20 protein-coding genes are annotated in these 22,030 nt (G+C 46.9%); 5 read left to right on the top strand and 15 right to left on the bottom strand.

The genetic code is table 11. The features are described 5' to 3' along the window. Window positions 1–40: 40 nt before the first annotated feature. The 7 genes from PHH59_RS06495 to ribA all read right to left on the bottom strand — a co-directional run bounded on the left by PHH59_RS06495 (window position 41) and on the right by ribA (window position 7,729). A complete protein-coding gene (locus tag PHH59_RS06495) occupies window positions 41–1,735 on the bottom strand; it encodes an ABC transporter ATP-binding protein/permease (protein ID WP_300013004.1) in 1,695 nt (564 codons plus the stop codon). A gap of 349 nt (window positions 1,736–2,084) precedes the next feature. Then, complete coding sequence (locus PHH59_RS06490; RefSeq protein ID WP_300013001.1) at window positions 2,085–2,255, bottom strand: rubredoxin; 171 nt, start codon at window positions 2,253–2,255, stop codon at window positions 2,085–2,087. 178 nt (window positions 2,256–2,433) lie between these two features. Further along, window positions 2,434–2,622 (bottom strand): helix-turn-helix domain-containing protein, encoded by a 189-nt coding sequence (locus PHH59_RS16920; protein ID WP_366145452.1) that lies wholly within the window; start codon window positions 2,620–2,622, stop codon window positions 2,434–2,436. Next, on the bottom strand, window positions 2,544–2,768 hold the full coding sequence (locus PHH59_RS06485; protein ID WP_300012998.1) for a hypothetical protein: 225 nt from the start codon (window positions 2,766–2,768) through the stop codon (window positions 2,544–2,546). The genes PHH59_RS16920 and PHH59_RS06485 overlap by 79 nt, the downstream gene beginning before the upstream one ends. A 118-nt stretch (window positions 2,769–2,886) precedes the next feature. Then, the gene (locus tag PHH59_RS16915) at window positions 2,887–3,078 is read right to left on the bottom strand and encodes a type II toxin-antitoxin system RelE/ParE family toxin (protein WP_366904697.1); all 192 of its coding nucleotides are present in this window, start codon (window positions 3,076–3,078) and stop codon (window positions 2,887–2,889) included. Between the two features lie 217 nt (window positions 3,079–3,295). Continuing rightward, entirely contained in the window at window positions 3,296–6,571 is a 3,276-nt protein-coding gene (locus PHH59_RS06480) for an LAGLIDADG family homing endonuclease (RefSeq protein WP_300012995.1), read from the bottom strand. A gap of 543 nt (window positions 6,572–7,114) precedes the next feature. Beyond that, complete coding sequence (ribA, locus tag PHH59_RS06475) at window positions 7,115–7,729, bottom strand: GTP cyclohydrolase II (protein WP_300012992.1); 615 nt, start codon at window positions 7,727–7,729, stop codon at window positions 7,115–7,117. Between the two features lie 800 nt (window positions 7,730–8,529). Here ribA and PHH59_RS06470 point away from each other — a divergent pair. The 4 genes from PHH59_RS06470 to PHH59_RS06455 all read left to right on the top strand — a co-directional run bounded on the left by PHH59_RS06470 (window position 8,530) and on the right by PHH59_RS06455 (window position 14,638). Then, the gene (locus PHH59_RS06470) at window positions 8,530–9,936 is read left to right on the top strand and encodes an RNA polymerase sigma factor RpoD/SigA (RefSeq protein WP_300012989.1); all 1,407 of its coding nucleotides are present in this window, start codon (window positions 8,530–8,532) and stop codon (window positions 9,934–9,936) included. A gap of 305 nt (window positions 9,937–10,241) precedes the next feature. Then, window positions 10,242–12,161: an ATP-dependent zinc metalloprotease FtsH gene (gene ftsH / locus PHH59_RS06465; RefSeq protein ID WP_300012986.1), complete on the top strand. Its 1,920-nt coding sequence runs from the start codon at window positions 10,242–10,244 to the stop codon at window positions 12,159–12,161. Between the two features lie 356 nt (window positions 12,162–12,517). Continuing rightward, window positions 12,518–13,273: a hypothetical protein gene (locus tag PHH59_RS06460; protein WP_300012983.1), complete on the top strand. Its 756-nt coding sequence runs from the start codon at window positions 12,518–12,520 to the stop codon at window positions 13,271–13,273. Between the two features lie 114 nt (window positions 13,274–13,387). Further along, the gene (locus PHH59_RS06455) at window positions 13,388–14,638 is read left to right on the top strand and encodes a dicarboxylate/amino acid:cation symporter (RefSeq protein ID WP_366145453.1); all 1,251 of its coding nucleotides are present in this window, start codon (window positions 13,388–13,390) and stop codon (window positions 14,636–14,638) included. 5 nt (window positions 14,639–14,643) lie between these two features. Here the strand turns inward: PHH59_RS06455 and PHH59_RS06450 are convergent, their stop codons facing one another. Then, window positions 14,644–15,306 (bottom strand): protein-L-isoaspartate(D-aspartate) O-methyltransferase, encoded by a 663-nt coding sequence (locus PHH59_RS06450; RefSeq protein ID WP_300012977.1) that lies wholly within the window; start codon window positions 15,304–15,306, stop codon window positions 14,644–14,646. Next, entirely contained in the window at window positions 15,303–16,058 is a 756-nt protein-coding gene (gene surE, locus PHH59_RS06445; RefSeq protein ID WP_300012974.1) for a 5'/3'-nucleotidase SurE, read from the bottom strand. The genes PHH59_RS06450 and surE overlap by 4 nt, the downstream gene beginning before the upstream one ends. Window positions 16,059–16,132: 74 nt before the next feature. Between surE and PHH59_RS06440 the strand changes: the two genes are divergently transcribed. Then, window positions 16,133–16,669: a Smr/MutS family protein gene (locus PHH59_RS06440; RefSeq protein WP_300012971.1), complete on the top strand. Its 537-nt coding sequence runs from the start codon at window positions 16,133–16,135 to the stop codon at window positions 16,667–16,669. Between the two features lie 83 nt (window positions 16,670–16,752). Here the strand turns inward: PHH59_RS06440 and PHH59_RS06435 are convergent, their stop codons facing one another. The 6 genes from PHH59_RS06435 to PHH59_RS06410 form a co-directional block, all read right to left on the bottom strand. Further along, window positions 16,753–17,487: a PEP-CTERM sorting domain-containing protein gene (locus PHH59_RS06435; RefSeq protein ID WP_300012968.1), complete on the bottom strand. Its 735-nt coding sequence runs from the start codon at window positions 17,485–17,487 to the stop codon at window positions 16,753–16,755. A gap of 770 nt (window positions 17,488–18,257) precedes the next feature. After that, window positions 18,258–19,544: a dihydroorotase gene (locus tag PHH59_RS06430; protein WP_300012965.1), complete on the bottom strand. Its 1,287-nt coding sequence runs from the start codon at window positions 19,542–19,544 to the stop codon at window positions 18,258–18,260. After that, window positions 19,544–20,506, bottom strand: coding sequence for an aspartate carbamoyltransferase catalytic subunit (locus tag PHH59_RS06425; protein WP_300012962.1), 963 nt, complete (start codon window positions 20,504–20,506; stop codon window positions 19,544–19,546). The genes PHH59_RS06430 and PHH59_RS06425 overlap by 1 nt, the downstream gene beginning before the upstream one ends. Then, a complete protein-coding gene (gene pyrR, locus PHH59_RS06420) occupies window positions 20,499–21,005 on the bottom strand; it encodes a bifunctional pyr operon transcriptional regulator/uracil phosphoribosyltransferase PyrR (protein ID WP_300012959.1) in 507 nt (168 codons plus the stop codon). The genes PHH59_RS06425 and pyrR overlap by 8 nt, the downstream gene beginning before the upstream one ends. Then, window positions 21,005–21,469, bottom strand: coding sequence for a Holliday junction resolvase RuvX (ruvX, locus tag PHH59_RS06415; protein ID WP_300012956.1), 465 nt, complete (start codon window positions 21,467–21,469; stop codon window positions 21,005–21,007). The genes pyrR and ruvX overlap by 1 nt, the downstream gene beginning before the upstream one ends. Next, window positions 21,462–22,025, bottom strand: a complete 564-nt coding sequence (locus tag PHH59_RS06410; RefSeq protein WP_300012953.1) for a YqgE/AlgH family protein — start codon at window positions 22,023–22,025, stop codon at window positions 21,462–21,464. Before PHH59_RS06410 ends, ruvX begins: the two co-directional genes overlap by 8 nt. Between the last annotated feature and the right edge of the window lie 5 nt (window positions 22,026–22,030).

The raw sequence follows: 22,030 nt of genomic DNA, 5'->3' as shown, positions 1-22,030 counted from the left end.
TACGCTGCACCTGCCCTGCCCTACCCAAGCTTCTAAATAATCACAACGTGATGCGCCGCTTGTGGAAAGCTTCCGCCGTGGGTTGTTGGGAGATGGTGATCAACGTGGCTTCGGGCAATTGTTGGCAAATCAGGCGGAACATTTCAATTTCACCCTCTGGCGGCAGCGAATCAAACGATTCCTGGATCAGAATCCATTTGGGCTTTTTCAACAACAGCCGGACCACGCCTAAGCGTTGCTGTTGTTCGCGCGGCAACCAGGTATACCAAATATCTTCCCGTTCGAGTTGCCCAATGAGTTCACCGAGACCCACCCATGTCATGAGCTGCTCCAATTCAGCCTGATCGACGTTTTCGCGGTCTTCTGGATAGCAGATGGCATCGAGCAACGCTCCCGTCGGTAGGTACGGGCGTGGCGGCATGAAGAACATCGGCTCATCATCGGGCAATTCGATACGCCCTTCCCCCCACGGCCATAATCCGGCGACCGCCTTGAATAGCTTGGCTCCACTAGCGGTATTACCGTCTATCAACACATGTTCGCCAGGGCGGATGTCTTCATTAAACGCCGACATACAGGCGACACGGTCAATTTGGGCGATACAGAGCTGATGAAAACGTAGGATGGGTTGCTCGGATTTTTCCACGATTATGCGGTAGGGGTCTTGGCGGACCAGTTCTTGTTCCAAATCATCAAGCGCCTGCACAAGGTTGAGCACCCGCTCCACCGAGGCGCGCCATTGGGCAACACCCGACATATTATCAACCGGCCAGGACAAGGCCGAAGTCATCTGCTGGAAAGCCTGGACTGATTGCATCAGGCTACCTAGGCTAATCATTCCCAGGATATAGCGTGGTGCGGAAACCAGCACCGGAAACGCCATCGACAACACCGAATACCCGGAAGTGAACAGCATGATATGCGACATGGCGCGGGTTTGCCGATGGTAAGCTTCGACAACATCATCGAACAACCAAGCCAAATGTTTGCGCTGCTTGTTTTCGCCGTGGATCAGGGCGATGGCCTGGGAGTTTTCGCGGGCGGTGACCAGATCAAAGCGAAAATTGGCTTCTACCGTCTGCCGGGCATCGGTCGCCCTTGTTAAGGGTCGTCCAATCCGCCAACCCAAAAAAGACGCGCTCACGGCGTAGATAAACGCCAGCCAAACCAAATAACCCTGCACGGTTATCTCGAAAGCACCCAAATCAAGCGTGACCGTGCCGGAAAGATTCCAAAGCAGCGTGGTAAAACCGACCAGCAACAATACGCTGTAAAACAACGAGTGGCAGAGTGCAATCGCCTCTTCTGTCGCGATACGGATGTCTTCGGCGATGCGCCCGTCAGGATTGTCGTGTTCTGCTGATTGGATGTGGGTGACTTGATAATGCCGCCCCTCTTTCATCCACTGACCCGTGACCCGCTCAGTCAGCCAAGCACGCCAATCGATTTGTAAACGCCGCTTGATTTTTAAATGATTGAACGTCACCGCCATGCTGGCGACAAAAATCAGCACCAGCAAAGCCATCTGTTTCAACAAGCCGGGCATGGAATGTTGTTCCAGCGCATTGAACAAGGCCGCGCTCCATTCGGTAATAAGCACCGCAAGAACCATCTGCATCACAGTCAAGACAATGAGCAAGGCTGTTTGCAAGCGTGCTTGGGATTGGTTTTCTGAACTCCAAAAAGGCCCCACCAATTGTATAAAACGCATGAAAAATCCGTTTGCATACCGCATAAATCTTGCTCCTTAGGGATATTGCTCCGGCACAGTGGGTTTATAAGTTGTTATTTATACTGTGGAAGCCAGGTTATTATAAAAACGCAATTCGGACTGGACGGCGTTTATTGTTGTTTTAAATGCCGGGGCTTAAACTGCGTTGGATATTTTTATGGTCTATATTACAATCCCATAAGTTATTATTTTCTTGTTTGTACCAGCCCGCCCTCCAATGCTGTTGACGTAAGCCGTTCATGCTTCGACAAGGCTCTCCTGAAGTATCTAAGGGTTCAGCACGAACGGCTTACGTTTCATCAGGCCACTCTCGTCCCGCTAAATTTTCTATCAGGCAACTTATCAGGCAATCTTAAGCCATCAAAACAAATTCTTCTTTAGAAACACGGCATTCAGGGCAACGCCAATCATCGGGGACATCTTCCCAGCGTGTTCCTGGAGGAATATCAGAATCAGGGTCGCCCTCCGCTTCATCATAAATATGACCGCAGACCCCGCATTGGTATTTTTTATAGCCAGACATGTATTTCCCCATTTTTATAGTGATAAAGCCCCCAGTAATTAGCTGGCAAACTTGTTTGAATGTAACATTTCCTGCGTAATTTTCAATGCTAATCTATAGATGCTACGATCGGCAATATCCACATCTTCTGAATACAAGCTTGGGGTGACGTAAGGAACCAGCCATAAACAGCCGACAGTCAATTGTTCGTTTTCGTTAATTTCAAAGCTTTTTTAAATTCCCGTAAAGTATCCAAAGCATACAAATGCGTTGACCCGACTTCCGTACTTGCGGTAATTTTTTGAGCTTTTAAATACCGTCTGAATGTGGCAATGGAAATTTCAAGATAATCCGCCGCTTCTGTTGCCGTGAATTGGGCCTTGTCCAATTGTCCAATTGTCCAAACACGTCTTGATGGCTAAAGTTTTCTTTGTCATTAAACGCATCTGAAAGCATGACAAAAAATCGTTGCCTTTCGGTTGCGGGCAATTGTTGTAGATTTGTGTACAGTTGTTCGGCGGTCATCGTGTTCATTGGGCTTTCATTTCTGCGGCGAGGTATTTTTTTAGCTCACCATAAAAATTTTCATGTGTGCCGATTTTATAAAAGTCGATAGGAATGTGCATGGAATAAATTCGCGGATCAAGACCTGTCAGGTTTTGAAAACCTGACAGGTCTGACGAGCCGGTGCGGAAATTATTTCATGCACATTCCTTAGCATGATTTCTACGGGTTCAAAACTATTTTCAGGACTATAACGATAAGCGGCTAAGTATTCTTGGCGTTGATATTTGAATTTATGTACCCGTATGTTGCCCAAGTCGCCTTTTTTCTGTTCGCCAATATCAGGGGGTATTACATATCAACAACACTTCATCTTCAATAATGGCTAGAAAAGGTTTGGTTTGTTTTTTTACAAATTGTACAAAAGGCTTTTTGTAGTTTGGGCCGGGCATATTAATCCTTTAATTTGCCATTATCATATCAATATTGATAGTGGTTTATATCTCTTGATTATCTGGCTTCTTACTCCCATATTTGGGCGCAAGAAGCCAATCACATCAAAACTTCCCGTAATACCCCTCTTTCAACGCATCAAACAAATTCGCGGCGGAATGAATTTCGCCGTCGTATTCCACCTCTTCATTGCCTTTCAATTCCACTACCGAGCCGTCTTCCAGAGTGAATTGGTAAGTGGTGTTTTCCAAATCGGATTCTTTCACCAGCACACCTTGGAACACTTCGGGGTTGAAACGGAAGGTGGTGCAGCCTTTTAAGCCTTGTTCGTAGGCGTATTGATAAATCGACTTGAAATCTTCATACGGGTAATCGGTCGGCACGTTGGCGGTTTTGCTGATGGAGGAGTCTATCCAACGTTGCGCGGCGGCTTGGATGTCCACATGTTGTTTGGGGGTGACATCATCGGCGGCGATGAAATAATCGGGCAATTGTTGTTTGGGGTCATCGCTGTAGGGCATGGCCTTGGAGTTGACGGTATGGCGGTAGGCCAGCAATTCAAATGAAAAAACATCGACTTTTTCCTTGGACTTTTTACCGGCGCGGATGATGTTGCGCGAGTAATGGTGCGCGAAGCTAGGTTCGATGCCGTTGCTGGCGTTGTTGGCAAGCGATAAGGAAATGGTGCCCGTTGGCGCGATGGAACTGTGGTGCGTAAAGCGTGCCCCGATTTCGGCGAGTTGTTGCACCAGTTCCGGCTCGACTTGGGCGATTTTCTGCATGTAGCGGCTGTATTTGGCGTGGAGAATTTTGCCCGCCACTGGGTCGCCCACTTTATAGCCATCGGCAATCATTTCAGGGCGTTGGTGGAGCATTTCGCCGGTGACGGTGAACACTTGTTCCATAATCGGTGCCGCGCCTTTTTCTTTTGCCAAAGACAGTGCGGCTTTCCAACCTTCGATTGCCAGCACTTTGGTCACTTCTTCGGTAAATTCTAAAGAACCCTCATCACCGTATCTCATGCCCAGCATCGTGACGGTTGAGCCTAAACCGAGATAACCCATACCGTGGCGGCGTTTGCTGGTGATTTCTCCACGCTGTTTTTCTAGTGGCAAACCATTGAGTTCGACGACATTGTCGAGCATACGCGTGAAAATCTTGATGGTTTTGCGGTAGGCGTCCCAGTCAAAATAGGCTTTGTTAGTGAATGGTTTTTGCACGAAACGGGTGAGGTTGATCGAGCCTAGCAAACATGAACCGTAAGGTGGCAGCGGTTGCTCGCCGCAGTTATGGGCATGTAAGCCATTGGCATCAAAAGTGTTGATGCCGGGAATTTGTATATCAAACACATCTTCGCAACCATCAGGATTGATAGATTCAACAGTTGCGACAAACCGTTCACGGTTCAACGAGCGGCGGTAGTTCTTTAATGCGGCAGCCAATTGGGCGGCTTTATCGCCATCACTGAAATTGATGGTTTCTTGGTAGATGGCAAGATTGTCGCCACTAATGACCAATTCGTGTTGCGGCAAGATTTGGTAATCGGCAACCCCGCCTTTGCCATCGGGCAGTTTGCTAATGCCAGCAGGTCGGCGGTTTCGGTAGATAGTGGAATTGATGCCCAAACGCAGCAACATCCGTTGCACGGCTTCCAGGCGCGGTAAATCAGATTGCGCCAGACGAATGCTGACACCTTTATTTTGACAGCCTTGCACCGAACCATCCGCATCAAAAAATCCTTGTAAAAAACCTTGGTAAAAAGCACTGGAGGCTGATTCCATTTTTGCACTGATACGTTTGTTTCCTGGCGACAGGTCAAGCTCTTCGGCTAGGTTTTTCAAGCCCGCGAAACTTAATCGGTATTCGTTTCTGCCTGAAATTTCGTACCAACCTTTAAAATCGCTACGGGTAGTGAATTCTCCGGCGGCGGCCAGCACTTTTGCCATAACGGCTTCCACGCCCATGCCGTAGGTGTTCCCATTGGCAACTTGGGCGTTTTTCCAAACCGACAGCACCGCCTTATCGTCTTTCAACGCGCCATCGCCTAACAATAACCCCATCAAATAGCCTTGATTTTGGCTGTATTTGCCAGCCCAGTGCGCAAGTTGGCGGTGATTGTTCAATAAAACTTGATCGCCAGTACGAAGCTGCCCTGCGGCGCACCATTCGGTTTCTGTATTATGGCGATCCAAGCGCGTAATTTTCCGCACCCGATGATCTTCGGTTAGCCGTAAACTGTAACCTTCTTTGGTGCGTAGCTTAACGACCGGTTTAGTTGCGGTTTTAAAAAAACCTTCAGATCCAGATTGGTACAGTTCGCCATCGACTAGCACGTTAATGGCCTGGCCTAGCAAGGCGTTGACTTGCCGAGGCCCTTGTCCGGTTTGCACCCAAGTGTCGCCCGTCACACACGGATTGGTCGCACGGATTTTCTCGCAAAACCAGTTGTTGTTCATCTCGTTGACTTTGTCGATCAGGATGAAGCCCGGTTCGGCGTAGTCGTAGGTGGAACTCATGATCATGTCCCACAAACGACGGGCAGGCAGGGTTTTAGTGATACGGCAGGCGACCAGGCCGTCATCGTTGGTGATGTATTTGCATTTGTTGGGAAAATCACGCCAGATAATCTGTTCTTTATTGTTGAGGTCGAGATTATCAGCTTGCGCTTCTTTTTCTGTGACCGGAAAAGATAAGGCCCAAGGCTGGTCGTTTTTGACCGCCTGCATAAATTCGGCGGTGATCAGCAGCGACAAATTGAATTGGCGCAAGCGTCCGTCTTCACGTTTGGCGCGGATGAATTCGATGACATCAGGATGCCCGACGTCAAACGTCGCCATTTGCGCACCGCGCCGCCCGCCTGCGGATGACACGGTGAAACACATCTTGTCATAAATGTCCATGAACGACAGCGGGCCGGAAGTGTAAGCCCCCGCGCCAGATACATACGCGCCTTTAGGACGCAGTGTTGAAAATTCATAACCGATGCCGCAACCCGCTTTCAAGGTCAGGCCCGCTTCGTGGACTTTATGGAGGATGTCGTCCATGGAATCGGCAATGATGCCGGATACGGTGCAGTTGATGGTGGACGTGGCGGGTTTATGCTCCAGTGCGCCAGCATTCGAAACAATGCGCCCTGCCGGGATGGCGCCTTGACGTAAAGCCCAAAGAAAATCTTTGTATTGTTGGTCTTGTTTGGCTTTGTCTTGTTCGACTTCGGACAGGGCTTTGGCGACCCGTTTATAAGTGCCGTCAATCGACGTATCTATGGCAATGCCTTCCTTCGTTTTTAAACAGTATTTGGTGTCCCAAATATCCATGGACGCATCTTGAAACGGGATTTCGGTCACGGTGTTGGTGATGGCATGGAGTTGTGCTGGCATTGATGGGCTTCCTCAAGGATTAATGGAATAAGGCGGAAAAACAAGCCATAAATCAGTACCTTAAGAATAGGCTAAAAAATGGCTCTAAAACTATATGTAGATATTTTTAGATATATTAGCACAATATATAGTAGTTTGAAGTTAAATTGGCAGAAATATTTTTGCCTGGAAAGCACTTGCCAAAACGTGTTTTTTGAAATGCGCAAAATAGCCTTTCGTGCCAAGGAGTTAAGTGTGTGTTTTAAAAGTACGGCGGTGGTGAAAACTGAGGTTTTTTAGATCAAACTCATCTTGAAACAAGGTGGTTTCATCCAATTTTCCAATGTTACGTTCGGGCAACCCAGTTGATTGTGACCAATTTTTACTAAATCGAGACTTTTAAAACACACACTAAGCAATTGTCCTAAAAGGGGTTTATTTACAAACAAAAGTCTGCTTCTGGAAGATTGTGCGGAGGTTAGGTGCAGACGCATGAAAAACCTGTTTTCATGCGTCTGTGTTTAATGACAATGAAGGATGGCAATGAAGGATAAGCTTGGCCGTTTAATCCTGTTCATTTTGGGTTTGAAACAACCAATGCGCCATTTTTTTTGCCTTGGTTTGCAAATAACCCAAGTTATCGGTATTCGCAATCACCTCAATGGGTATGCGGCCAGCGATATTGACCCCCAGTTTTTTTAAGCCTTCTATTTTTTCAGGGTTATTGGTGATCAATTTAATCGATTGGATTTGGAGGCTTTCCAGAATCAATGCGGCTATGCCGTATTCCCTTTCGTCAGCTTGATAGCCTAAATGGAGGTTGGCATCAACCGTGTCCATGCCTTGATCTTGCAAATTATAAGCCTGGAGTTTTTTCAACAAGCCAATCCCGCGTCCTTCCTGGCGTAGATAAATCAATACGCCACAGTCGGCTTGGTCAATTAGGTGCATCGCCATGTCTAACTGCTCACCACAGTCGCAACGTCTGGAACCTAGGACATCGCCGGTAAAACATTCGGAATGGATACGCACCGGCACATTGTCCTGATGGGCGACCTCCCCTTTAACCAAGGCGATGTGTTCTTTACGGTCAAGCGAATTGCTGTAGTAATGCAGGATAAATTCGCCATGCCGGGTTGGAATGGGCGTTTGTACAAGGTCTTCTAATAGTGGTTTCACGTCAATAACTAATCTAAAAATTCACAATAGTGCATCCACAGTCCAAAACGATCTGTGGAATGTGTGTTGGGTTGCCATATTTTACCTGACCAGAGCGTAGTCAGTGCATAAATCCCGATAACTAATGTTATCAAGTTGCAGCTAAATGACGCCGTCATGCTGGCTGGACCAGGATTTTAAAGTAAATACCAACTGCAATACTTGGATTTACTGAAGCCGTTGAAAAGGGGAAAAGAATTTTTACTTCCATTCAGCAACGGTTTAGGTAACGAGTATATATTCCAACTTAAAGGCAGTCTCTGGCAATTTGCAAGTTAGACAAAATCTTTATGCCTTAGTTGGCGGCTCTTTTTATAATTAGCTAAGACAACCGATAAATCTGTTAAATTAATGGACTCATGCTATTGAAAGTACAGATAAATAATTAAAATAGCATAAATAACAATAGGTTTATTATGGTTATTTAACCTATTTATTTGTAGTTGCTATTGTTGGATATAGCCGATTGATCAAGATAATAATCTAAATAACTAGACAATATACAACTATTATCTTAACAAGTTTATTTTTGTTCATGTTTTGTAAAGCTATATATTGACGAAAACAAAGGTTATTGTTACAGTGCCATAAGGCAATGAATAAACAGACTGATTCTTATAGATGGACAATAAAGAGAAAATTAGTCAGTTTTGAAGACTGTAAACATAAAAAATGCGTATGAACTATTAATTGATTTCATCCCCGATACTTTGGGTGTTGATTTTTTATTTAAGACGATTCGTTGGCGAGGAATGGGTGACATGGCTTATTTAACTGAAAATTTGTCAAGACAAGAACAAGGTGTTGTGGCCAACAGTGGCAATATCGACATGGCAACCGGACAGCCTGCCAGCAGCGTTAGCCCGGCACAAGTGATTAATGAACACGGCAATTTTGAAATTGCCCGTAAATTAAATGCCGAAAAATTCAAATTGATAAATGGCTTGTCGCAGTTTCCAGTGACTGCGCTATTAGTGCTAAATACCCATGAAAAAATGGCGGATATATCAGAACAAGATGAAGAAATATCCTTAGTATCAGATCTGGCATCCGCGCTAAGCGATATAAAGAAGGGCTATGTGGAAGCCAATAAAGCCCTGTTGGCTGTAGGTCCAAATGACCCTGTTTATTTGCAACACAAACAAAATTTAGTGTCCGCATTACAAGCCTTTCCCTTTTCTTTTGAAGAGCTGAAAAAAATTACTGAAGTGATTGTTTACGCTTATAAAATTCGGGGGCTTTGCTATCAGCCGGCACAAGAATCGAATAGCAAAACCGCTGATTTGATTATTAAGCGTCTGGAAGGCAATAAACACCGTAACCGCGCCAGTGTAGCCAAAATGATGGATTTGTTTAAAGACAGGGATGTTTATGATGAACAATTCTTGTTTTTGTCCCGTGTCGAGATGCATAACTATTTTGCTGAAATAATCATCGCTGAACACCGTTGGCTGGCTGCCAGACAGCAATTGGCGGAGGCGAATTACAAATTAGTGTTGTTTATCGCCAATCAATACAAAGCCGGTTTTCTGGATTTTGAAGATTTGGTCCAAGAAGGACAAACAGGCTTGTTGAAAGCCGTTGACCGCTTTGACTATCGCCTGGGGTTTCAATTCTCAACCTATGCGGGCTATTGGATTCGGCAGGCCATATCACGGTCATTGTCCAGATGCGAACGATTGGTAAGGGTCCCTTGTGGCCAAGTGGCGAACATCAATAAAGTTTATCGCGCAAAAAATGAATTGATGGCACGTACCGGACTGGAGCCATCCGTCAAGGAGCTGGCTGAATACACCAAGCTATCTAGCGACGACATCAATATGATCATGTCCATTTCTCAAACCGTGATGTCTTTGGAAGGACCGGAAAATGAAGAAGATGCCTTTGCGCCAATTGATTTCCTTGAGCAACGGATTTTTACCCATGCCTTTAGTTCGATTGCCGACGCCGATCTTGAGCGGTTGCTTGGTGAAGCGATAGATTCGCTGAATTCTCGCGAGGCGAAAGTGATTTGTAGCCATTTTGGCGTGGATACCGACAAGGAAATGACTTTGCAAGAAATTGGTTCCGAACTGAATCTGACCAGGGAGCGGGTCAGGCAAATCCAGGTGATGGCTTTAAATAAAATAAAACTTAATTTTGGCCAGCAATTAATGTGTTTTTTATAAAAACTTAGCTTATGGCGTGGGTTTAAAAGCGTTTATTTAGGTAAAAAAACAGTTTTATATTTTAAAACAATTACTTAAATGGATTTAAAGGGGTTTGTAAACAAAATTAAAAGCCATTGTTAATAAAAGACTTTTTGGGGTAAAGGTGGTTTAATTGTAACGAAGCCAAATGAATGGGGTTGGCAAAGGACAATTAATATCAATCTATTAGGGCGGCGTGGAGGCGTCGGGTTTTGAATGGCGATAAGTATCGTAATAAACAAACGTCTAACAGATGACCTTGCTAAAGGTCAGGAGATTATCAAATGAAAAAATATATACTAAACGCGCTGCTTTGGGGGGTTGTGTTTACGGGTGCTTTCTTGATTTACAATCGGGTCAACACCGCGCCGCCAGTACAAGACTCTTTAGCCTACTCCGATTTTATTACCAAAGTTAAGAAAGGCCTCGTTGATCGTGTCGAAGTCAATGGGCAATTGATAAAAATTCGCACGACCGATGGGCAAAATTATGAAACCTTCAATCCTGGTGACCCACATTTGATCGATGATCTTCTGGATGCCAAAATCCAGATCAGGACTACACCGCCAGTACAACAATCGTTGCTAATGCAGATATTTATTTCGTGGTTCCCTATGTTGCTGTTGATTGGCGTATGGATAATCTACATGCGCAAAATGCAAGGCGGTATGGGTGGTGGCAATAGCTTTGGCAAAAGCAAAGCTAAAATGCTCGAAGAAGACAAAATGACCGTGACTTTCGATGATGTCGCGGGCTGTGAAGAGGCCAAAGAAGAAGTCTCGGAACTGGTCGATTTTCTTTCTGACCCGCAAAAATTCCAAAAGCTGGGCGGCAAAATCCCACGCGGTATCTTAATGGTAGGCCCTCCAGGAACTGGTAAAACCTTAATTGCCAGGGCCATTGCCGGTGAAGCGGGGGTTAAATTTTTCACGATCTCAGGTTCAGATTTCGTCGAAATGTTTGTCGGTGTCGGTGCGTCGCGGGTTCGGGACATGTTTGCCCAGGCTAAGGAGCACGCCCCTTGCATTATTTTCATCGACGAAATTGATGCGGTGGGCCGCCAACGTGGCGGTGCCGGCATCGGAGGTGGCAATGATGAACGCGAGCAAACCTTGAACCAATTATTGGTGGAAATGGATGGTTTCAACGGTAACGAAGGCGTCATTGTCATTGCCGCCACCAACCGTGCGGACATTCTCGACAAGGCATTATTAAGACCAGGCCGGTTTGACCGTCAGGTAAATGTCGGTTTGCCAGATGTTCGCGGACGTGAGCAAATCCTTAATGTCCATATCAAAAAAGTCCCTGTTGCCGCTGATGTCGAATTGAAATATATCGCCAGAGGCACACCCGGATTTTCAGGGGCGGAGCTTGCCAATGTGGTAAACGAGGCGGCGTTATTTGCGGCGCGTAGCAACAAAAAAGAAGTGACGATGCAAGATCTTGAAAAAGCGAAGGACAAGATCCTGATGGGTTCCGAAAGACGCACGATGGTGATGAGTGAAGATGACAAATTGTTGACTGCTTACCATGAAGCAGGACATTGCATCGTCGGACAATTGTCGCCCGACCATGACCCAGTTTACAAAGTCAGCATCATGCCGCGCGGAAGGGCCTTGGGCATCACCATGTTCTTGCCCGAACAAGACCAGTACAGTGCCAGCAAACGTAAATTGGAAAGCCAAATCGCCAGCTTGTTCGGCGGCCGTATTGCCGAGCTGATGATTTACGGTGGCGACCGTGTCACGACTGGCGCGTCCAATGACATCGAGCGGGCTACCGAATTGGCCCGTAACATGGTCAAACGCTGGGGTTTTTCTGAAAAGCTCGGGCCATTGGTGTATGGCGAAGAACAAGGCCAACCGTTTATGGGCTACCAATCACAAGGTAGTGCCGTGTCAAATAATGTCGCCCAGCAGATTGATGAAGAAATCCGGGCGGTAATAGACCGTAACTACCAACGCGCCGAAACCTTGTTGCAAGAAAATATCAGTATCTTGCATAAGATGGCAGACGCATTGATGAAATGGGAAACCATTGATAAAGACCAAATCGAAGCGATGATGGCAGGAAAAGACCCTGAACCACCTAAAGATGATAGTGATGTTTTTAATAAACCTAATTTCAGCAAACAGGAAAAAGTTGAGGCTAAACCCATCACAAAAGTGAACATCAACAAAAATAAGCCTGCTAGACAAGTTTGAGGTGCGCTCATTCGAGGGGGGCTGTTTAGCCCCCTTTTTTTTGTCTGAACATACATAAAATCAAGCTATTGCTATTTTAGTGATGCTTTTTTTGCTTGGCGCGCAAAGTTGGGGCATACCAATACCATAATTGCATAAAAACAATTAAGGCGATATTATCATCCAGTTAATAAATTTTGAAAATCTCCGCGCAAGCTATTTCAGGTTATTTTTGATTGATAGGTCGTCATGCCTGCCAATCTGTAATGTCTTTTTACTGTATTCCCATATCATTTTATCAATGGACATTAAGGTTTCTAAAGGAAGGGATATTGATTTAGCGTTTTTTGATGTGCATTGAGTATAGAAAACATAACATGATAAAGCTTAAACAAAAACAAAGTGAAGTTGCGTCATCCTCATCAAAATGTCCTCAATGTGGTTATGATGAATTTCGCCGGACGACTTTCCGCTCCAATGATCCTTTCTTAATTAGAACTTTTTATGAAGCCTATCGTTGTAAAAAATGCCGCCACCGTTTTTTTCTTATCAATACGATCATCGTAACTTGGAGTTCGATCATTGTTGGCCTTTCGTTGTTTATGCTGCTAGCCTGGACGGTACAGCAATTTGCTGTCCCTGAGTTGGAAGCGCGGGACATAGCCTTCTATGAGCGAGCTAAAGAACGCGCCGCAGGCGGCGATGGCGCAGCTGAATTGCAAGTCGGCCTGTTGTTAAGTGAAGGTAGAGGAGTTATTAAAAATGATAAAGAAGCGGCGCAATGGTTTAAGAAAGGTGCTCAGCATGGCAATGTTGAGGCGGAATATCAATACGGTAACTCATTATTTAAAGGTGTTGGCGTATTACAAAATTATAAAGAGGCCATTTATTGGATCGAAAAAGCGGCGCGTATCGGCCACATGAAAGCTCAATATGATTTGGGGAATATTTACCGTTTCAAGTCAGGCGTGGAAAATGATGATAAACGTGCTTATCTGTGGTTTACCCTAGCTGCAGGGCAAGGTTTGATGGAAGCCGCGATTGCCCGTGATCAGGTGGAAGGACGCCTTAAACCGGAAGAAATAGCGGCTTTGCAGGAAGAAGCTGGCCGGATTATTGATGAATCAAGATAATTTATGTTGTGATGCAAAACAGGGTTGTTGCCAGAAATACCCTAATCAATTAAATGGCGTAACAGGGTTGGGCAATAAAAATTTTAGCCATAGCCGATTTATTGATTGGTTATCATGAAAAACCTCCATCGCTACTTATATGTCCAAGTTCTCGCCGCCATTGCCCTAGGGATTGTGCTTGGATATTTTTATCCTGGGACTGCGACAGCCATGAAGCCGCTGGGTGATGGCTTTATCAAGCTGATCAAAATGCTGATCGCACCTATCATTTTTTGCACCGTGGTGACGGGTATTGCCGGTATGCAGAACATGGAGCGGGTTGGGCGTGTCGGCGTTAAAGTGCTGTTGTATTTTGAAGTGGCCAGTACCCTGGCATTGCTAATCGGCTTGCTGGTGGTGCATATCATCGAACCGGGTGCCGACATGAATATTGATGTCAGTACCCTGGATACCCAAGGCATTAAAAGTTATACCGAAGTTGCTAAAACTCAGGGGACGGTCAATTTTCTTCTAAATATCATTCCGGTTAGTGCTGTTGATGCCTTTGCCAAAGGCGACATACTCCAAGTGCTGCTGTTTGCTGTGTTGTTTGGTTGTTCACTCGCCGTCCTGGGTGATAAGGGAACTGAAGTGCAAGCCCTTATCAGCAAAATTTCAGAGGTTTTGTTTGGTATCGTCGAGACGGTTATGAAATTGGCTCCAATCGGCGCGTTTGGAGCGATGGCTTTTACGATAGGCCAATACGGAGTGGATTCGTTGGTTCCATTGGCGAAATTGATGGGCAGTTTTTATTTGACTTGCGGGTTGTTTATTTTTGGGGTTTTAGGACTGATTGCCAAATGGAATGGCTTTAATCTGATCAAATTCATCGTTTATATCAAAGATGAATTGCTCATTGTGCTGGGTACATCTTCATCAGAATCGGTACTGCCACGTATCATGGTTAAACTGGAACGGCTGGGCTGTGCGAAATCGGTGGTGGGTTTAGTCATTCCTACCGGATATTCTTTCAATCTTGACGGCACCTCGATTTATTTGACGATGGCGGCAGTTTTTGTCGCGCAAGCCACCAACACGCCACTGACATTAAGCCAAGAATTAACCTTGCTGGGGGTGTTGTTGCTGACATCAAAAGGGGCTGCCGGTATTACGGGCAGTGGTTTTATTACCTTGACAGCAACCTTGTCCGCCGTGCCGACGATACCCGTTGAAGGCTTGGCATTGATTCTTGGGATAGACCGTTTTATGTCCGAAGCCCGCGCCTTGACCAATCTGATCGGTAATGGGGTAGCTACCGTGGTTGCCGCCCGTTGGGAAAACGCCCTAGATAAAACCCGGTTGTCGATGGAGCTGAATGAAAAATGACGGCCTTATTCTTTGCCTGGTAAAAAAGGAACAAAAGAAACAGCCTCCAGATATTCCGTTTTGTAATTGATGCTAGTCCGCGTGACCCGTTGCAAAATTTGTAGGCCGCCCGCTTCACCAACGGGCATGACCAGTACGCCGCCAATTGCCAGTTGTTGTAATAATGATTCTGGAACTTCATCTGCTGCGGCGGCAACCAGAATGCCATCGAAGGGCGCATAATCCGCCCAACCCAAATTACCGTCCCCGTAAAGATAGCTGATATTTTTGAGTTTCAAATTCCAAAGGATGTCCTTGGCTTTTTTTTGTAGCGCGAGAATCCTTTCCACCGAATAAACATGATCAACCAATTGCGCCAGAATTGCCGTTTGGTAACCGCAACCCGTGCCAATTTCCAAAATTTTGGATAATCGCCCCGATAGCAAAAGCAATTCAGTCATTCTGGCAACGATATAAGGTTGTGAAATGGTTTGGTTAAAGCCTATCGGTAGTGCGGTGTCTTCATAAGCACGGCTAGCGAGTGCTTCATCGACAAAAATATGCCGGGGGGTGTTGCGCATAACTTCAAGAACGCTGTTGTCGGTAATGCCTTGTTCTTCTAAACGTTGCACCATGCGTTTGCGGGTGCGCGGCGACGTCATCCCTATGCCTTGCAAATCTAAGGTCATGGGCGATGCTCCTTGGGCAACCAGGCTTTTAGTTGGTTTATGCGTTCATACCAAGTTAAATCGAGCTGTAAGGGGGTGACCGAGATAAAGCCTTCGGCAACAGCGAAAAAATCGGTACCCGCTCCGGCATCTTGTTCTGCACCAGGGGGACCAACCCAGTAAAGGGTCCGGCCTCGTGGATCCTGGCTTTTTACCACGGGTTCAGCTTTGTGCCGTTGCCCTAGGCGGGTGGCTTGATAGCCTTTTATAGCCCCCAAGGGTAGGTCTGGTACATTCACATTGAGAATGGTGTCTTGGGGCAGTGGTTTTTGAAGCAAATTTTTTAACAATGTCACAGCAACCTGGGCCGCCGTATCGAAATGTACAGGATTGCTGCCGACCAGGGAGATGGCAACGGCCGGAAGCCCTAAAAAACGCCCTTCAGTGGCGGCGGCAACCGTGCCGGAATACAGCACGTCATCACCTAAATTGGAACCATGATTAATGCCGGCAAACACCATATCCGGTTCTTGTTCGAGCAGGCCAGTGATGGCTAGATGCACACAATCGGTAGGTGTCCCGTCTACTTTAATGAAGCCATTATGGGCATGATATGCCCGCAAAGGCATTTCCAAGGTTAAAGAATTGCTGGCCGCGCTCCGGTTACGGTCGGGGGCGACTACGGAAATATCTGCGTGTTCCCGTAGTGCATTGGCTAGTGCAGAAAGGCCTTCAGCCAAATAGCCGTCATCATTACTTAACAAAATATGCATTACCTATCGCCCTGATGCAGAATAAGCTATAAAATCGAACATACTAGCAACTATAGCCAACAAAATCAGCTTTCGTGACAAAAAAATTCCTTAGTGAAGAAGATCGGGATTTATTCCGGCGGGCAATTGGGAAGGTACGCTCAGTAAAAAATGACAATGTGCATGATTCTGGGCAAAGCAAACCCAAGCCCTTCCCAAGGCCTAAACTCGTGGATATTGAAGATCATCTGGACCATTCATTCGAAGTAGCCGTTCCGGTGGTTGGAAACGAAGATGAAATTAGTTATGCCCACCAGAGCATACCTAAAAACAACTTACTGAAGTTGCGTCAAGGATATTTTGCGCCGGAAGCGGAAATTGACCTTCACGGATTGAGCAGTATTGAAGCGAAAAGCGAGCTGCTAGGTTTCCTGCGTGAGTGCGTCAAAGCGCGTTGCCACTGTGTCCATATTGTCCACGGCAAGGGCTATCGCTCTCAAGGTCAGTATCCGATATTAAAAAACAATATCAATTTATGGCTAAGGCAACATAAAGATGTGCAGGCATTTTGTTCTGCCGCCCCCAAAGATGGAGGGGCCGGGGCGGTGTATGTCTTGCTATATTTGCCGTAAGAGCTTGTTTTTGTAAGGCTGGATGCAAAAAAAAGCCGCAATAGCGGCCTTTTTTAACTATGTTGGTTTTTTGAGCCGCTTGCTTAAGCGATACGGCGTCTACGCAAAAATGCACCTGCCAAACCAATCCCCAACAATGCCAAGGTCGTTGGTTCTGGAACGAAAGACCCCATCAATACTTGGCTAAGTATCAGTCCGTTGGCGTCTAAGTTGAATAAAGCGAAAGCGTTGCCGGGCGACAAGCTTGGTGCCAATGCCCTTAAGCCTACAACTCCTTGGCTAAAAGCCAATGCACCCACAGGATCCGTTCCGCTGATGGCGGTAACCGTGGCGGCGTAAATAACCCCCCAAATAGCCGCCTGGATCTGGCCTGAAATCAAATCATGATTTGGCCCTGCTGGCGTGGAATATAACAAATTGTTGCCATAGCTCACCAAAGCCATGACATCATGGATTTGCTGCCCGCTTAGCGGATTTGAACCACTTACGGTGCCACCGCTGTTGTCTGTTTGCAATATACCCGTGGTATAGCTGTAATGACCGCCCAGATAAATAGCGTGCAAATCATCCACGCACCAAGTGGCTACTGTGCCGTATTCTTGGGTGTCCAATAAAATTTGCCCTGCATAAGGATGGGTGACCGAACGTACATTGGAGCCAAAAATCCCTCCCGTAATTTTTAAATCAAACGGTGTGCCTGATGGCAGCCTGACATTGGTCACGGTCAATGTTGTAGCCGTTGCCGGGGTTATAAACCCGAACAGCAATAGCATCACGGCGCTAATAATTGCCAAGTTTATTTTCATGAGATTTGGCATGGGAAGCGTCCTAAAAATTGTTAATTAACATTGTGAAAGCGATGGGTTATTCAGCACAACATTGCACAGGTGCTTTGCCACACAACTTTATACGCCATGAGCATTATATATGCCAAAAAAATTAATATATTTTCAATTTAATAAGTTACTGGATTTGGGTTTTGTTTTCAATTGCTTGTTTGTAAAAACAATCGACACCTTGAAATGTTTTAAATTTATGTTTTTATTGGCGTAATAGGAATGGATTTTCAAATATAAAATTAAGGCGGGCTGTGATTACTTGCTAGTAAATCTCTTCTTGTGCCGTATTGTTTTGGCATTCGTGCCACTAAATCGTCTATGTGACAATTAGTTTTGTGGGTATGGGAGGGGTTGTTGCGGCGGGGTAATGGAGTTTACCTCTTGTGGGGACAGGGGCATCCAGCCCCTTACCCTATCACCAACAAAACTAACGATTGCTGGGTTTACGATAGACTCAAACTCAATTTGTGGCGTTTTATTTGTTAAAAAAGCTGACACTGGTTTGGGTTAAACCCAAAAGCCATCCACCCAATCCAATTGATAACGCTTAAATTTAAGGGAACTGTTTGGGTTGGCGTAAACGTTTGGCGGGGCCATAGGCTTGCCTTGGGGATTATTCGGGATATTTTCAGAAGCTTACAGACTAAACAACCACCGGCTAAAACGGTTGGGTTAAGATCACGACTGAAAGCCGGGCACGCCTCGGCTTAATAACATGGCCTAGGGTTCGACCTCAAAATCCTTTGCCCTTAACTGGCCTGCAAAGAAAATATACATTTGCCCGCTTGTAAGGCATAGGTCACCCGGCCTTTTAAGCTTTGGTTCCAGAACGGTGTGTTGATACCACGGCTTAGCCAATTGGCGCCATTAACCTGCCAATCCAGTTCGGGATCAAAAATGCACACATCGGCGGAAAATCCAGGAGTCAAGGCACCGCGTGGCAATTTAAGAATCCGCGCCGGATGCTGGCTTAACGCGGCAATGCCTTGTTCCAGCGTGATGGCATGTTGTGCGACCAGTTTCAGCGTCAATGGCAATAGGGTTTCCAGCGATGAAACACCCGGTTCTGTTTCTGGAAATGCACCCAATTTAGCGTCTATATCGTGTGGTTGATGATCCGAGCAGATGCTGGTGATGGTTCCGCCAGCCAATCCTTGCCTAAGATATTGCTTGTCGGCTTCGGTGCGTAAAGGCGGCAGGACATGATACGCACTGTCAAACGGTTTTATATCATTTTCGGTCAGGTGCAACTGATGGATGGCGACATCAGCACTGACATTCAGGCCATATTTATTAGCCTGATGGATTTTGATGACCGAGCGTTTACAGCTTATCTGCCCGAAATGCACCCGGCAACGGGTCAATTCCGCCAATTCCAGACATTGGTCGAGCGCGATGGTTTCCGCTGCGTCGGGAATGCTGGGCAAACCATAGCGCGTGGCGACCGCACCTTCATGGGCGCAACCGTTATTGCCCAGCCAATAGTCGTTAGGGCGGAACATCAGCAACAAATCATGGCTGGCGGCATATTCCATCGCCCGCCTTAAAATCAGTAAATTGCGTATCGGTTGGTTGGCGTTGCCGACAGCGATACAGCCCGCTTCTTTCAGTGCCAGCATCGAACTTAATTCATTGCCTTCCAACTTTTGTGTCAGGGCGGCGATAGGATAAATTTGCGGGTACCCTGCTTTGTCCGCCAATTCCTTGATCAATTCGGCAACGGCGGCGGTGTCAATCACCGGTTTGGTGTCCGGTTGCAGGCACATGCTCGTGACTCCGGCACTGGCGGCCGCCAGGGTTTCACTTTTAAAAGTGGCCTTGCGGCTTTGTCCGGGTTCGCGCAGCCGCACGCTCAAATCGATAAAGCCTGGGCAGACGATTTGACTACTGGCATCAATGACGATATCGGCGGTAAAGTCGGCTGGCGCATTGATGACGGAAACAATTTTGCCCTCGGCGATATAAACCGAACCGATGCGGTCAATTTCATTGGCGGGATCAACAACCCTCCCCTGCTTGATGTGTATCCTATCCATCATAAAATTCCCTGCGGCTGCATAGCCATCGACATGATTGCCATACGCACGGCAATGCCGTTGCTGACTTGTTTTAAGACGACGGATTGCTGCCCGTCGGCGACTTTGGACTCAATCTCCACGCCGCGATTGATTGGCCCTGGGTGCATGACTATCGCATCGGGTTTGGCGATTTTCAGCTTGCTTTCGGTCAAGCCAAAGCATTTGAAATATTCACTTTCACTCGGCAACAAGGCCGACGTCATGCGCTCTTTTTGCAGGCGTAACATGATGATGACATCGATATCCTGTAAACCTTCTGGCAAATTATGGGAGACCGTGACCCCTAACGTCTCCACATGCGCGGGCAACAGGGTTTTTGGGGCGATCACCCGCACTTCGGCGACGCCTAGCGTGTTCAAGGCTTGGATTTGTGAACGGGCGACCCGCGAATGCAGGATGTCACCAATGATTGCCACCCGCAGCGGCGCGAAATCTTTTTTGATCTGGCGGATCGTGAACATGTCCAACATGGCTTGGGTCGGATGGGCATGTTGCCCGTCACCCGCATTGATGACGCTGATATGCGGTGCGGTATGCTGGGCGATGAAATGCGCCGCGCCGCTGATGGCGTGGCGCACGACGAACATATCGACAAACATCGCTTCCAGGTTGCGGATGGTGTCGAGCAGGCTTTCGCCTTTGGACGTGGAAGAGGTGGCGATGCTCATGCTCAGGACATCCGCAGACAAGCGTTTGGCGGCAAGTTCGAAAGTCGTGCGGGTGCGGGTGCTGTTTTCAAAAAACAAATTGACGATGGTTTTACCGCGCAACAAAGGCACTTTTTTGATTTGCTGGTCAGAAACACCGACAAACGATTCGGCGGTGTCGAGGATTTCGGTCAGCAATTTTTTGCTAAGGCCTTCAATAGTCAAAAAATGCTTCAGTTTGCCTTCTGCATTTACTTGCAAATTATCAGTCATGGCTGGCGGTATTGATGATGTGGATTTTTAATGGATCAGGGCCGGTAAGTTTGACGCGCTGGTTGCTGGCAAGGGTAATGCGCTCACCGGCGCAGTCTGGTGTGATAGGGATTTGTTTGCCATTGCGTTCAACCAACACCGCTAAAATGACTTGATTGGGACGCCCATAATCAAAAATTTCATTGAGTGCCGCGCGGACTGTCCGTCCGGTATAAAAAACATCGTCAACCAAAATAATATCCCGGCCTTCGATGTTTGGCGGCACACAACTAGGTTTGACATTCGGGTGTACGCCAATCTGCGAAAAATCGTCGCGGTAAAAAGAGATGTCCAGCAAACCTAGGGGTTCGCCGATATGAAGCCGCTGATGCAGTTGCTCAGCAACCCAGACCCCACCGGTGCGTAACCCGATCATGAGTGGATGGTTCAGCTTTCTTTCGATGATGACCGTGTTCAAACTGCTTTCAAGGTTGTCGAGCAATGCGTTGATGTCTAACACTACATAGTCCTTTTCGTAAAATCGTTAAGCCAGCTTTGCAGGATAAGCTGTGCCGCCAATCGGTCCTGGACGGCCCAAAGCTTGGTGGCGTTGACATTGACCTCATCAAACAAAAGCTGCTTGGCTTCGTAGGTGGACAAGGTTTCATCCTGTTGGTACACGGGCAATTGGAAGCGGCCTTCCAATTGCCTGCAAAATTTTAACATGCGCGGCGTGATGGGATTGTCGGTACCGTCTGCTTGCCTGGAGATGCCGACGACCAAGCCAGCGGGCTGCCATTCGTTTATCAATTTGCCGATGGTTTGCCAATCAGGGTTTTGGTTGATTGAACGGATGGTTTGCAAGGGGCTGGCGGTTCCGGTGATGGCTTCACCAACGGCGGCGCCAATTTTTTTATTGCCGAAATCAAAGCCTAGATAAGTGCCGTTGCTTGTTTTGGCTGCGAGCGGGTCAAGCTTAGCCATGACCCGCCAGCGTCGTCAGTTTATTGATGTCGATGCCAATCTGGCCCGCCGCTGCACTCCAACGCATGTCTATTGGCGTGGTGAACAACACGTCTTGCCCGTACGGGGTATTGAGCCAGGAATTGGCGATCATCTCTTTTTCCAACTGGCCTTCACCCCAGCCCGCATAACCCAAGGCGACCAAATAATGTTCGGGGCCTTCGCCGACAGCAATGGCTTCCAGCACATCACGCGAAGTGGTCAGCGAGATACTGTCAGAGACCGACAAGGTCGCATGCCAATCTCCACCTGGGGTATGCAGGACGAAGCCACGCTCCTGCTGTACCGGGCCACCGGCAAAAACGGGGGCCTCGGCAGCGGCCAACGAGGTAAAGTGGATGTTCATTTGCTTGAAAATGTCACCCAGTTTCATGTCGGTGGAACGATTGATGACGATACCCAACGCCCCTTCTTTATTGTGCTGGCACAAAAACGTGACCGTGTGGAAAAAAATCGGGTCAGCCAAACCTGGCATGGCGATGATGAATTGATTGTTTAAATAAGTGGCTTCATTCATACGGC

It is taken from the genome of Methylovulum sp. (assembly GCF_028687615.1).
In the GTDB taxonomy this organism is placed as follows: domain Bacteria; phylum Pseudomonadota; class Gammaproteobacteria; order Methylococcales; family Methylomonadaceae; genus Methylovulum.
Note: the sequence above shows the minus strand (reverse complement) of the source record. Positions and strands in the feature narration are given on the sequence as shown.